Raw genomic sequence first — 13,628 nt, forward strand, 5'->3', positions numbered from 1 at the left:
TGTTCAGGCCTCCACAGTCTTCCTGCGTGGATTACGCGCCAGAGCCAGGTGGCAGCCAAACATGAGCAGCATCACGACCCCACTGATGATAAATGGTGCTGTGTGTCCGGCACGGTCCCATAGCACTCCTGAAACGAGCGGGCCTATAACCATGCCGGAGCCTTGAAGTGTTAAAAAAAAGCCCCATACCGTTGCTCGCTCGCTTTCCGGAATCAGTCGGGCAAGAAATGTGTTCCATGCAGGCAAAATGAGCGCATATCCCAAACCAATAAGCGCTACGGATACAAACACCAGCGGAATAGATCGAACGATTGAAAAGAGAAACAGTGTAATTCCGGCTAGCAAAAAACCAACATGTAGAAAATACTCCGTTCCAAGTCGGTCGACCAACTTGCCGCAAGGGATCAGTGCCAGCACAGTCACCCCACCGCCTGCAATCAGGAGGACGCTGTACAGGTTTGGTGAAATCCCGAGGTCCGTCCGAGCGTATAGCGTCAGTACCGGGCTGATTAAACCGATAACAAAAGACTGCAAAAACAGCGCCGGGTAAATTAACGGATTGACGTTAAGCTTTGTTTTGAGCACGCCAATCGTCTCCTGGATTCCTTTCAGAACTCCCCGCTTCTGCTTTATGTGCCCATCAGACGACACTAGAGCGCTCTGTTCGAGGTCACCTTTGTTAGCAGACCTTTTCGGTCCTGGCAGCATGAGAGCAACCAACAACAATACAACACTGCATCCTATCAAAATCATGAACACCATGCCGTAAGAATGCCCATAGTGGGATATGGCGAAGTTCATAATGAGCGGACCCAATCCCGTTCCGCCCATAGACGCAATTTCCAGTGTGCCCATCGCCGCGCCATTGCTGTTATTAGGCCCGGACATTTCGGTCGTTCCGGTCATAACACAAGGCCAGAGCGGAGAAGTACCCAGACCGAGCAGCAGACACGCGACGACGAGCCACACGGGCTCTGACAGTACGCTCAGCATAATAATAGCTACAAGCGTAAACAACAGTGCGGTCGACATCGTTCCACGGTAACCAAGCCGTTCAGCCATCCAGCCCGCCGGTGCCCGGAACGCATTGTCTCCAAAATATTGAAGTGAAAAGGCTAAACCAATAATCCCGGCTGACAAACCAAGCGTTTCTCCCATATATACCGGAAGGATGGATACCAGAAGAGATCCTTTCATAAATTCGACTAGAAATACCAAAACCCACAATTTGCTAAAAAAAGGAGTCCACAGCCGCTGCGGAGCTTCTTTTCGTCCTTTTTGCCACATCTAATCCACATCCTCCACCTTCGTTTTTTGGCTATAAAGACCGGGTTCTCCGCCTACTCCACTCTTTCGCAAATAAATGCGCCCTCAATCGCTTGCATTCCTACTTCAAACTGCTATACTCAATTTTGTTCTATTATCACTTGCACAGGATTGTCGAAATCCTGCACGAAAGGTTGTGACAACACTAATGAATCAAAGCAACACCCCGCTTTTTACTGCTTTGAAGAAGCACGCTCAGAGCAACCCGGTTCAATTTCACATCCCAGGTCATAAAAAGGGAGTCGGAGCAGATCCGGAATTTCGCGAATTTATGGGGGATAATGCCTTTTCCATAGATATGATCAACATCGCTCCATTGGACGATCTGCATCAACCAACAGGTGTCATCGAAGAAGCCCAAAAGCTTGCAGCAGATGCCTTCGGAGCAGATTATACTTACTACAGTGTACAGGGGACAAGCGGAGCCATCATCACCATGATTATGTCCATTTGCTTGCCAGGTGATAAAATTATTGTACCCAGAAACGTACACAAATCTATAATGTCTGCCATTATCTTTGCTGGTGCAAAACCAGTATTCATTTCTCCAGTCAGTGATGAAAATCTCGGTATTCACCACGGGGTTACAACCAAGTCCGTACGCCGGGCATTGGAACGCCACCCTGACGCCAAGGGCGTCCTTGTTATCAACCCGACATATTACGGTGTGTGCGCCGACTTAAAAGAAATTGTAGATCTCGCTCACAGCTATAATGTGCCGGTCCTGGTCGATGAGGCTCACGGGGTACTGATTCATTTTCATCCTGATCTACCGATGTCCGCCATGGAGGCGGGAGCAGACATGTCAGCTACAAGTGTCCACAAGCTGGGCGGTTCCTTGACACAAAGCTCGATCTTGAATGTAAATACGAAAAACGGATACGTTAACCCACAACGTGTACAAACGATTTTCAGTATGCTGACAACGACATCCACTTCGTATCTCCTGTTGGCTTCCTTGGACACATCCCGACGCAACCTGGCACTTAACGGTCATGAAATAGCACAACGCGCCCTTGATTTGGCTGAATATTGCCGCTCAGAGGTTAACAAGATTGAAGGACTATATTGCTTTGGTAGTGAAATTCTCGGCACGGAAGCTACCTACGATTATGATCCAACCAAAATTACGGTTCATATCCGCCATTTAGGTCTTACCGGATACGATGTGGAAAATTGGCTGAGAGATCACTACAATATCGAGGTTGAGCTTAGCGATATGTACAATATTCTCTGTTTGGTGACCCCTGGTGATACCAAAGAGGAAATTGAAATTTTGTTGAAAGCTCTGCGTGAGCTGGCTTCTCTGCACTATTCCACAGGTCAGGAGCATGAGCTGGTTGTAAAGATACCGGATATCCCTCAGCTCTCCCTCATTCCAAGAGACGCTTTTTATGGAGATACGGAAATCGTGCCTTTCAAGGAATCTGCTGGCCGCATTATTGCAGAATTCATTTATGTGTATCCACCTGGTATTCCGATCTTACTGCCAGGAGAAGTTATTTCGCAGGACAATATTGATTATATTGTTGATCATGTAGAAGTAGGCCTGCCTGTTAAAGGACCTGAGGACCGAACAGTACATCAGGTGAAGGTTATCGTCGAGACTGACGCTATTTCATAATATTGAACTGTCAACACATGCTTACAAAATATGTTGATAGCCAACAAAAAAAGCCCCCATTTGGGGGCTTTTTTCTTGAAGAGCTATGCAGCTGCTACATCCAATTCTATTCGTATTGGGCAACAAGCTCGCTATATGCGGCTTCTACACGTTTCCACTCATCTTCGTCCTCAATATTGTAAAGCACCATTTCTTCGTTTTCTTCTTCCATACGAAGAATAATGCCATCCGCTTCGGGATTGCCTCGCTCAAGCAGAAGAGCATAAACGTGATCTTCTACGTCAAAGGTCTCTACAAGCACCATTTCTACATCTTTACCATTTTCATCAGTTAGCGTAAGAACCATTTCTTCATGTTCGTGGTCATGATCGTGGTTGCAGGCTTCACCGTGTTCATGTTTGTGATCACTCATGGAAATACCTACCTTCAAATTGTTTTATTTTCCCCCGTATCGTAACATGATCAAGGGTGCAGGTCAATTTGTGGTATGCCTAATTTATCGCTGTAATGACTTTTTCGGACACCAGGGTATAGCTGCCGTCTTTGCTCTCTTTAATGTAGAAACCAACCCGGTAATTCCCTGCTGTTTTGAAATCATACGTAAAGTCGTTCGTACGGAACCAGAAGTTATCCTTTTGCGCTCCTTTGATATCTTGAGACTGAATATCCTTCACGTTGCCTGAAGGGTCGGTGATCGCTACCTTCACTCCGGAGATATCTGTTTTCAAGGTATCAATTTGACTGAATACATTAAATTTCACTTTATTGCCTTTATTCACGTTACCAAACACCGTATCTCCCTTGAACAGGAACATATGCACGTTAGGCTGGTCGAAAACAACTTTTCCACCGGATGGATCAAAATTTACAAGTCCGTTAAAATCACGGATGGGCACATAGGTTTTCCCATCAATGACAACTGCGCCATCTTTTGACACTTCTCCATTAATAATCAACTGCACTTGGTCCTTGGCGGATTCCGCCGAAATGGCGGTCCCTCCCATTATTGAAAAGGCCATCACTAGGGCCATCACTTTTCTCCATTTCATCACTACTAATCCCTCCATCGTTATCTGTTTAAAACCTTCTGTCGTACATTTATACCTAGCTCAGCCGCACAAGTTGCGCTGTGTTTCACAAATTGTCCAAAGTTTTTACATAAGGAGCCAAATCTTTAGTTCCAGCAGCATAGGTGATAAAATACGACTGTAGAATGTCCTAGTACACAAAGTCCGGAGGGATAATCCATAATGAGCCTAACGATACAAATGCTTGGCACAGGCAGTGCCTTTGCCAAGCATTATTACAACAACAACGCGCTGCTGGACAGCGGAGAAGGCAAACTGCTGATCGATTGCGGTACAACCGCTTCTTTAGCATTACACCAAATGGGCGTCCCTTTGCCTGATATTGGCGCAATTTTAATCACACATATTCACGCAGATCATGTCGGAGGTTTGGAGGAATTCGGTTTTCAAATGAACATTCTCCATCGTCGCAAGCCTCTACTTTATATCGCCGAACCACTAATCCACCCTTTGTGGGAACATACGCTCAAGGGCGGAATGTCACAGCAAGGTATGATTGACAAGCTTGAAGATGTATTCGAGGTAAACGTAATAACGCCTGGTGTACCCACTACATTAGTATCGGGTATCCAGGTGGAGCTAATCCCTACAAGGCATATTCCGGGTAAAAACAGTTATTCCATATTCATTAATGACCGCCTTTTTTATAGTGCAGATATGGTTTTTGACCCTGATTTGCTTCATCATCTGGTGCATGAACGAGGATGTCGGGGTATTCTGCATGAGGTTCAATTACAAGGCGCTGGAGAAGTCCATACGACGTTGGACGAGCTGCTAAGCTTGGCGCCATCTCTTCAAGAGCGGATTCATCTGATGCACTATAGTGATGATATGGAACAATTCAGGGAGAAGGCAGGAGTCATGTCCTTTCTAGAGCAGCAACGAGTATATCAACTTACAGAGTTGGAACGTGCAGAGTAGCATGCTAAATACAGTTTGAACAATTAACAAAAAGCCGCCTGGCTTTCCTACAAAGGATAGCCAGGCGGCTTGCTGTTCTTGAATATAATGATGAACTTGCATTCTAATGTTGCGAGTTAAGGTCAGAACAATGGCAGTTGATCCAGGTTATTAGATGGATCTCCATCGGCATCTCCCCGAATTCGTTTGCTTCCATCCTTGGCCTTGAAAACGTTAACGCCTGCAATTGAGCCTGCCTCAATCTCGTTCAATGCTTGGTTATAATCTAAAACCCGACCAGTAGATGTCTGAAAAGACGTAAGGTCGCCATCCCCGTCTTTACGTACTGCTGTAATTTGCTCTCGTTCTGTATCAGCCATACTGTATCGCTCCTTATCCATAGTATTATAGTGGAGGAACTTTTACTAGCATGCACATTGTACAGATTTGTATGCACCTTACGCTGTCGACTACAACTTTTTGCGCATACGTACATGCGTTATTCCCGCATCGTCAAAAGGTTCATCGGAGATCGTCTCATAACCGAGCTTTTCGTAAAACTTCTCGGCTTGACATTGGGCATCTAGCAGCGAGTATCTTAACCCCAATTCACGTGCACGTTCCTCCAGTGCTAGCAGTAATACACGTCCATAGCCTGCCGCACGATGCTCCTTGAGAACGGCAATACGTTGCATTTTAGCTGTATCTTCCTCATAGTATGTCAATCGACCAGTGGCCACCATTTCACCATGTTCACAAATTAGCAAATGATGGGCCGTATCTCCCAGCTTGTCATAATGGTCAATTTCTAAATCAAGAGGAACCTTTTGCTCTTCGACAAACACTTTGGTACGGATCGATATTGCCTCCTGTAGCTGTTCCTCTGTTGTTACACTTATAATTTCTGCGGCCATCATCTGTTCCCCCTATCATTAATTCCAAATTGCAAACTCGCTAAATTCGAATTATATATATAAATGGTCATGAAGTACAGGCTGACTTCTATTTTTTCACTTTACATATATGGTTAATACATGATATTATCTAGTAACCGCAGGACGGTAGCTCAGCGGGAGAGCATTATCTTGACAGGGTAAGGGTCATGGGTTCGATCCCCATCCGTCCTATTCGTCAAAAGCCTTGATTCTCAAGGCTTTTTTTATTTGTCTAGAGATAAAGCGAGTTATCCTGAGAAAAGAAGATAGGTCATTGACTAAGATTTAGCAATAACCTATTTTTTAATTTAAATCATACATATAAGATAAAAAAGCCGCCCGAAAAAATAGGGTCGACTTTTCTGTATACTCAGATCATTGCACTTTAACAACACCACTTCTTCAACAAAGCCTTTCACCTTGATCCTTCTATTATATAGAAGAAAAAAAGCAGAACCATCAGCACAATACGTATAGAACTCTTAGATTACGATATAAACCGCCCCGCTCTCACTATCAATCTCCGTGGGGTAAGCAGTCACACATCCAGTATCCGGCTCTTGCACCCGGCCAGTGGAAAGGTCAACTTTCCAGTCATGGAGCGGACAATGGACCGCTGAGCCACATATCATTCCTTCGGATAACCGCCCCCCTTTGTGCGGACAACGATTCTCAAGCGCATGCACGCTGCCATCGCTCAGACGGAATACAGCTATCTCTGTATTATGAATGCGAACTGTCCTTGCTCCACGTCGGTCAATTTCGTTCAGATCAGCTATTCTGACTCTGTTGGTTGTCGTATTGGTCTCCATTTTGTCAGCCCCCTATTCCGTTACTGCCTTAAGTTCCGGCAACTGTACAAAATTTTTGCGCAGCTCTTCGTTGTGAATAATTTCGTGCCACGGATCAGTCGTCGTGCTTAACGTCTCTTCAATTCTGGTCACCAGTTGTTTCCTCGTCTCTGCATTCGCGAGTGCCTGTTTGACGGATTCAACTCCGACCCGTTCCACCCAATGGGCTGTGCGTTCGTTCCAATTGGCCTGCTCGCGATAATACTGCAGATAGGCACCGGTCCATTCCATTACTTCATCCTCGGTTTTAACGGTACAAAGCAGTTCAGCTGCCCGAACCTTAATACCGCCGTTACCTCCAACGTAGATCCCCCAGCCACCGTCAATAGCAACGACGCCTAAATCCTTTATCGTCGCTTCAGCGCAGTTACGCGGGCAACCAGATACAGCCAGTTTGACTTTGGATGGCGCATTCAGCCGTTCAAATGCCTTTTCCAACCGAATGCCCATACCCATAGCATCCTGAGTGCCAAAGCGGCAAAAGGTGTTACCTACGCACGTCTTAACCGTTCGCAGCGTCTTTCCATAGGCATATCCAGACGGCATATCCAACTCGGCCCAGATCCCCGGCAAATCCTCCTTTTTCACACCAAGCAGGTCAAGACGTTGGCCACCCGTAAATTTAACCAGAGGCACATTGTATTTTTCTGCGACAGCAGCAATTTTCTTCAGATCGGCAGGTGAAGTAACTCCTCCATAAATGCGGGGCACGACAGAATAGGTGCCATCTTTCTGTATATTGGCATGGTACCGTTCATTCGTGAATCTGGATTCCTTCTCATCCTCATAATCCATCGGCCATACCATACCTAGATAATAATTGAGGGCCGGCCGACATTTCGTGCAACCTTCCGGTTCGTTCCATCCCAGCACATTCATCACTTCTTTGACGCTCTTCAATCCCATCTCCCGAATGCCATCAATGATCGCTTCCCGGTCAAGCGTCGTACAACTACAAATCCCCTCTTTCAGCGTTTCTCCGGCTTCTGCGCCTGCGTATAGCTGTAAGAGTCCCTCCACTAATGGCTTGCAGCCGCCACATGATGCCGATGCCTTCGTACATGCCTTAATCTCCCCGACACTCCGGCAGCCAGCCGCAACCGCCTCTCCAATGTCACCCTTGGATACACCATTACATCCGCATACAATTTCGTCATCAGGCATCTGCTCCAGCATCATGGCGCCACTAGCTTCAGGTTGACCGGGATTGAAGCCAAGTAATAACTCTTTCTCTCGGCCAACCACCGACCCGCCACTTTTGATCAAAGAAAACAGCATGGCTCCGTCAGACGTATCCCCAAACAGAACGGCTCCGATCAGTTTTTCGTCCTTGATCACGATTTTTTTGTAGACGCCGCCAATATCATCCTGATACCGCAGGGAACGTGTTCCCGGTTCATCCTTGTAATGCCCTGCTGAAAACACGTCGACACCCGATACCTTCAACCTTGTAGAAGTGACGGAACCACTGTAGCCGGGAGTCTCCATTCCCGCGAGCCGCTGAGCCAGCACACCACCCTGCTCATATAATGGAGCTACCAGTCCGTAAGTGATTCCCTGGTGTTCTGCACATTCGCCAACGGCGTATATGCCAGGGACATTCGTTTCCATGTAATCATTTACGATGATGCCACGGTTTACAGGAATTCCCGCCGACACCGCCAGTTCAATGTCTGGTCTGATGCCTACCGCCATAACGATCAAGTCTGCTTCCAGCTCACTGCCATCGGCAAATTTCAATCCTTCCACGCGACGACGGCCCGTAATAGCCGCCGTTCGCTTATTGACCAGAAAAGTCATTCCCTGCTCCTCCAGCTCGCGCCGGAGCATAAGGGAAGCAGCCTCATCCAGCTGCCGATCCATAATATATCCGTTAATATGAATAACTGTGACGTCCATCCCCAAGTTAAGCAGCCCCCTAGCTGCCTCTAGCCCAAGCAATCCGCCGCCGATAACAGCTGCTTTTTTGTGCGTCTTTGCCGTCTCCATCATCGTTTCACAGTCACGAATATCCCTAAAACCGATAACACCCTCCTTGTCGGCCCCTGGAAGCGGCAGAATAAAGGCTTTAGAACCTGTTGCCAACAACAACAAATCATAAGAGATGCATACGCCGGAGCGCGACGTCACCTGCTGCTTTTCCGTATTGATGGCTGTGACAGGATCATCGGTATACAATCGAATATTGTTGTCTTCATACCAACTCCAGTCGTTAATGACAATATCCTGCAAACCAGCCCCTCCCGCCAGAACGGAGGACAGCATGATCCGGTTATAGTTTGGATGGGGCTCGGCCCCGAATACCGTAATCTCATAGCTACCTGGTGCAAGCTTCAGCAAATGTTCGAGAGTGCGTATCCCCGCCATTCCGTTGCCGATCAACACTAACTTTTGGATATCGTTCATCAGGTCACTTCCCTTCCATTTGTATCCTCAAAACATAAAAAGCCTGCTTCACATATGGGGATTCAAAATATCCCTCCACATGAGAAAACAGGCTCCATTGCCGTTTCATCGAATACGCCGTTGTATCCATCAGAGTATGGAATTAAAAAGTATTGTAGCTAATATATAATGCTTCAAATGATATGTCAACATTCCTTACGCATAAACTTATAAAAATTATATTTTATCACCATGTAACATATCTATGACGTATAAAATATCACTCCCCTACAAAATTAGGATTGATTTTCAGTCCAAAACACGCCAAAATGGTTTAAAAGTCCGTTTTAGCTTGATGATGATGAAAAAAATAAGCAGGCAGACAAAATCTTATGTCATATTTGTTATCAATGATTACTATCCCCATCGCTAACTACCCTTCATGTTACAGAGAGGAGGAGCCCGCTTGCGTTCCTTGTTGGTAATTCACTTACATTCTGACTATGTATCTGAGCAGACACACGCCGTTTCCTCATGGCAGGCAGGACCTGAGCACCTTTTAGAGTCCAACGGATACCTAACCCTGCCCTGCCGCAATGAATCTGAAATCAAACAGCTAATTCTTAATGCAGACGCGGCGGTACTAAACATACCTGTCGGCACTATCAGCATATGGAGTGGCAGGCTGGAGCAAGCCAAAGCGATCCCATTGCTCTGGTGGTGCAGCGCAGAATCAGCGCTATCATCGACAGAGGCCTGTGAAGCTGATGTCACTGTCGATGGCATTCTAACCCCTTCTATGGCAGCCCATGAGCTGAATTGGGCTCTTCATTTTAGCGCCAAACGCTTTTTTGAACGCCAGCACTGGCAAAGTGAACGCAAGCAACTGACCGCTCGGCTGGAAGAACGCAAATGGATTGATATGGCGAAAGGAATACTTGGGGAAGTAAACGGTATCCCGGAAGCGGAAGCATATGATGTGCTACGCAAAAAAGCAATGAACGAACGCAAACGTATCGTTGATGTGGCCATCTCCATCGTCAAAGCACAGCAAATGCTAAAAGCATAAATCTGAAAGGGGCCCGAACATGAATATCATTGAAATATTAAAAGAAGTTGGTCGCGGCAAAAGGGGCGCCCGGGATCTGAATTACGCCGAAGCCGAAGCTGCTGCCGAACTTATTATGACCCAGTCAGCAACCCCTGCTCAAATCGGAGCTTTCTTTGCCGCGGAGCGCATTAAAATGGAGAGTGTTGCCGAGTTGGAAGCATTTGTAAACATCTGCCGTAAATATACCCATCGCTTTCCGATGCAGGAAGGGATTGATTTCGCCGGTCCGTACGATGGCAGAAAGTCTTCATTTATCGCCACCTTCGCAACGGCCTTTCTACTCGCCTCATGCGGAATTCCTGTAACGATGCATGGCAGTGCACCTCTCCCTCCCAAATGGGGTGTTACGCTCCCGCTTTTGCTGCAGGAAATGGGGGTAACGTCCCGGAACATGACACGTGAAACCGCCATTCATGCCGCGAAGCTGACTGGTGTACTGTTCGTTGCCTCCGAACAGTGGTGCGCGCCCCTGCGAGATATGCGGCCCATTCGCGAAGAGCTGGGGCTTCGCACAGTGCTGAATACTGCCGAGAAACTGGTTGATTACGGTTCTTCCCCGTATATTGTATTCGGCGTTTTCCACAATACTGTGCTCGAGAAGACGGCGAAACTCATGCAAAATCTGAATTACCGCAGGGCTCTGATCGTCCAGGGGAGCGAAGGATCGGAGGATCTGTTCATCGATCGGCCGACCCGGACTTACCTGCTTGCTAACGGCGAGGTATCACTACAGGTTATTGATCCGGAAATGTACGGGCTGGATTCGGTGGTACCCGAGCATAACTGGACCCCCGCTGAACAGCTGCGCATTACGGAGGAAGTGCTGCAAGGCACAGCTTCTATAGCCTTTTCGAATCAAGTGTTACTCAACAGTGCGGTCCGACTGTTCGTTGCAGGGCGAGTCGACTCCATAGAGGAAGGTTTGTATACCTGCAAACCGCTGCTAGAAAACGGGGACGCCTGGGGTTTGTATTGTCACTGGCGGGAAGCTATGCTCAGAAAAGAAATAAAAACAGGAGCAAGCAGATCCGAAACCCGAATGCATTTTTAATTATTGGCGTCACGCAGTCTAGGGATTGCGGGCCCTAAACTATCCAAGTCAAATAGGCCAGCCCCTCACTCATACAAAGGGGGCTGGCCTTTTATGCAAAGAAAAAGTCACTTACTCAGTCCTGCTCTAGAACTCAGACCATTCCCCATTATCTGCACTTGTTGCAACTGCAGCCAGATGAAGGGGACGGATACGCACAGCAGCCGTTTTGAAGCCAGGCATCCGGCAGAACGGATCAAGATCGGGTCGAGTCGCCCGATTTACATTTTGTATCCCACCCCAATGCATGGGCACGAAGAGCGTATCTTCGCGGATATGTGGTTTGATCCGGCTGCGGACAGTGAAGCTACCGCGCTGTGATGCTATTTCTACCCACTCCCCGTCCCTGATATGCCAGCGTCGCGCTGTCCGCGGATGAATTTCTACATAATTTTCAATCTCTCGTGCGGCCAGCGACGGACTTCTGCGCGTTTGTGCACCAGTCAAATAGTGAGCCAGCACGCGGCCGTTCGTCAAAATAAGCGGGTACTCCTCTGATATCTCCTCTCCTGCTCCACAGCTTTCAACCACCGTAAAAATAGCCTTTTGATCGGAATGGGCAAAGGTTTCCCGAAACATCGTATCCATACCGGCTCTGTCCGTAGACGGGCATGGCCAATATACCCCTTCTTCACGACGCAGCCTGTCATATGTGATCCCATAATAATCGGCAGGACCGCCCCGGCTGGCAAGCCGCAGTTCTTCAAAGATATGCTCAGCATCCCTGTAAGAGAAATAGCTGCCCTTGTTTAGCTTTGCAGCTACCTGACACAAAATGTTCCAGTCATCTCTAGCCTCGCCTGGTGCGGACCTCGCCGCTTCCCGTAGCAGAACGCGGCCCTCCAGATTGGTCATCGTCCCCGTATTCTCCAAATAAGACGTCACAGGCAAAACAACGTCGGCCATCCGCGCGGTTTCAGTGAGAAACATATCCGCCACAACCAGCAGATTCAGCTTTTTGAGGGCTTCCTCCACCAGCCGGACATTCGGGTTAGATACAACAGGATTAGAGCCCATCACGAACAAAGCTTGGATTTCTCTCTGATGGACAAGCTCCATCATTTCATAGGCGGACACTCCCTTACCCGGTAAACTGCTTGGTTTTACTCCCCACACGGACGCCACATAGGCTCGATCTTCTTCATCCTCAATTGATCTGTAACCAGGAAGCTGGTCAGCCTTTTGGCCGTGCTCTCGCCCCCCTTGCCCGTTTCCCTGACCTGTAATAGCTCCATAACCGCACCCTTCCCTTCCAATCTTGCCAGTGGCCAGCACCAGATTAAGAAATGCACGCACCGCCATATGTCCATCTGTCTGCTGTTCAACACCCCTGGCCGTAAAAACGATGCCGGTCTCCACACTGCCAAAGGCACGTGCTGCCTGCTGGATCATTTCTACCTCAATTCCGCACAACGCAGCTGATTCGTTCAGATCCACACCCTTCAAATGAGTCAACAGCTGATCATAGCCGTTGGTCCGCTTGCGGATAAACTCTTCATTCGCAAATCCTTCGTCCACGATGACCTTTAGCATGGCATTAGCCAGCACAGCATCCATACCTGGCTTGATTTGCAGGTGCAAATCGGCAGCAGCCGCCGTTGGTGTCGCGCGCGGGTCAATCACGATGACAAACGCACCGTTTTCCTTCGCCTCGTGAAAATAAGGCATTAACGTCGGCTGGCATTCAGCGATATTCGTGCCTGCAAGCACAATACAACGAGCCAACGGAATATCAGCCAGTCTGCAGGTCAGTCCGCGATCAACGCCAAACACTTTACTGCCAGCGGATGCCGCTGCCGACATGCAGAAGCGCCCGTTATAATCGATATATCGCGTACCTACAGCCACCCTGGCAAATTTACCGAGTAAATAAGCCGTTTCATTGGAGAGTGAACCTCCACCGTAAATTCCGATTGCATCGGGACCCTGTGTGGACAGTAGCGTAGAGAAACTGCTAGCTATAGTATCCAACGCCTCCTCCCACTTGACGGGAACAAGTTTGCCCTCTTTGCGTATGAGGGGCTGTACCAGCCTTTCCGCATGAGTCGCATGCTGATGCGCATTCATTCCCTTAATGCACAGCCTACCCTGCGAGGCTGCATTAGGTTTCCCTTCCGCCTTATACACTGTACGGATGATACCCGCAAGTGTCTCCGTACCCGCACTAACGGTCATCTTACATTGCACGCTGCAAAACGGGCACTGCGTATCCATTACTGCCGATACATGTAGCCCAGCTTCCGGTTTGCCTTCTCCTGACTGACACATCAAAGTCACCTCCCCTTCGCCATTTTTCGGAATTTTATTGTCTGCACACG

The 13,628-nt window shown here is 47.9% G+C and carries 12 protein-coding genes and 1 tRNA gene; 5 read left to right on the forward strand and 8 right to left on the reverse strand.

The genetic code is table 11. The features are described 5' to 3' along the window. Positions 1-3: 3 nt before the first annotated feature. Positions 4-1,287: an MFS transporter gene (locus tag BM358_RS08250; protein WP_023989342.1), complete on the reverse strand. Its 1,284-nt coding sequence runs from the start codon at positions 1,285-1,287 to the stop codon at positions 4-6. A gap of 187 nt (positions 1,288-1,474) precedes the next feature. On the opposite strand from BM358_RS08250, the gene BM358_RS08255 reads away from it, so the two are divergent. Beyond that, entirely contained in the window at positions 1,475-2,950 is a 1,476-nt protein-coding gene (locus BM358_RS08255; protein ID WP_013310938.1) for an aminotransferase class I/II-fold pyridoxal phosphate-dependent enzyme, read from the forward strand. Between the two features lie 106 nt (positions 2,951-3,056). Here the strand turns inward: BM358_RS08255 and BM358_RS08260 are convergent, their stop codons facing one another. Further along, a complete protein-coding gene (locus tag BM358_RS08260) occupies positions 3,057-3,362 on the reverse strand; it encodes a DUF1292 domain-containing protein (RefSeq protein ID WP_007431055.1) in 306 nt (101 codons plus the stop codon). A gap of 79 nt (positions 3,363-3,441) precedes the next feature. Then, positions 3,442-3,999: a hypothetical protein gene (locus tag BM358_RS08265; protein WP_023989343.1), complete on the reverse strand. Its 558-nt coding sequence runs from the start codon at positions 3,997-3,999 to the stop codon at positions 3,442-3,444. Between the two features lie 201 nt (positions 4,000-4,200). Here BM358_RS08265 and BM358_RS08270 point away from each other — a divergent pair, with 201 nt between their 5' ends. Beyond that, a complete protein-coding gene (locus BM358_RS08270; RefSeq protein WP_028540538.1) occupies positions 4,201-4,959 on the forward strand; it encodes an MBL fold metallo-hydrolase in 759 nt (252 codons plus the stop codon). A 122-nt stretch (positions 4,960-5,081) separates the two neighbouring features. Here BM358_RS08270 and BM358_RS08275 read toward each other — a convergent pair whose 3' ends face one another. Together BM358_RS08275 and BM358_RS08280 are read right to left on the reverse strand one after the other, a co-directional pair. Beyond that, positions 5,082-5,318, reverse strand: a complete 237-nt coding sequence (locus BM358_RS08275) for a DUF3892 domain-containing protein (protein ID WP_023989345.1) — start codon at positions 5,316-5,318, stop codon at positions 5,082-5,084. A gap of 90 nt (positions 5,319-5,408) precedes the next feature. After that, positions 5,409-5,852 carry a GNAT family N-acetyltransferase gene (locus tag BM358_RS08280; RefSeq protein WP_028540537.1) on the reverse strand — a complete coding sequence of 148 codons (444 nt, stop codon included), beginning with the start codon at positions 5,850-5,852 and terminating at the stop codon, positions 5,409-5,411. 141 nt (positions 5,853-5,993) lie between these two features. Here BM358_RS08280 and BM358_RS08285 point away from each other — a divergent pair. Continuing rightward, positions 5,994-6,065: transfer RNA gene (locus BM358_RS08285), tRNA-Val, on the forward strand. A gap of 290 nt (positions 6,066-6,355) precedes the next feature. Here the strand turns inward: BM358_RS08285 and nirD are convergent. Both nirD and nirB read right to left on the reverse strand, forming a co-directional pair. After that, positions 6,356-6,685, reverse strand: a complete 330-nt coding sequence (gene nirD, locus BM358_RS08290; protein ID WP_025724005.1) for a nitrite reductase small subunit NirD — start codon at positions 6,683-6,685, stop codon at positions 6,356-6,358. A gap of 12 nt (positions 6,686-6,697) precedes the next feature. After that, the gene (nirB, locus tag BM358_RS08295; protein WP_028540536.1) at positions 6,698-9,130 is read right to left on the reverse strand and encodes a nitrite reductase large subunit NirB; all 2,433 of its coding nucleotides are present in this window, start codon (positions 9,128-9,130) and stop codon (positions 6,698-6,700) included. Between the two features lie 445 nt (positions 9,131-9,575). Here nirB and BM358_RS08300 point away from each other — a divergent pair, with 445 nt between their 5' ends. Both BM358_RS08300 and BM358_RS08305 read left to right on the forward strand, forming a co-directional pair. After that, a complete protein-coding gene (locus BM358_RS08300) occupies positions 9,576-10,178 on the forward strand; it encodes an ANTAR domain-containing response regulator (RefSeq protein ID WP_023989349.1) in 603 nt (200 codons plus the stop codon). Between the two features lie 19 nt (positions 10,179-10,197). Then, positions 10,198-11,271, forward strand: a complete 1,074-nt coding sequence (locus tag BM358_RS08305) for an anthranilate phosphoribosyltransferase (protein WP_028540535.1) — start codon at positions 10,198-10,200, stop codon at positions 11,269-11,271. A 126-nt stretch (positions 11,272-11,397) separates the two neighbouring features. On the opposite strand, the gene BM358_RS08310 is transcribed toward BM358_RS08305, so the two are convergent. Beyond that, entirely contained in the window at positions 11,398-13,578 is a 2,181-nt protein-coding gene (locus tag BM358_RS08310) for an assimilatory nitrate reductase catalytic subunit NasC (RefSeq protein WP_028540534.1), read from the reverse strand. Positions 13,579-13,628: the final 50 nt, after the last annotated feature.

It is taken from the genome of Paenibacillus sp. cl130 (genome assembly GCF_900116035.1).
Classification (GTDB): domain Bacteria; phylum Bacillota; class Bacilli; order Paenibacillales; family Paenibacillaceae; genus Paenibacillus; species Paenibacillus polymyxa_B.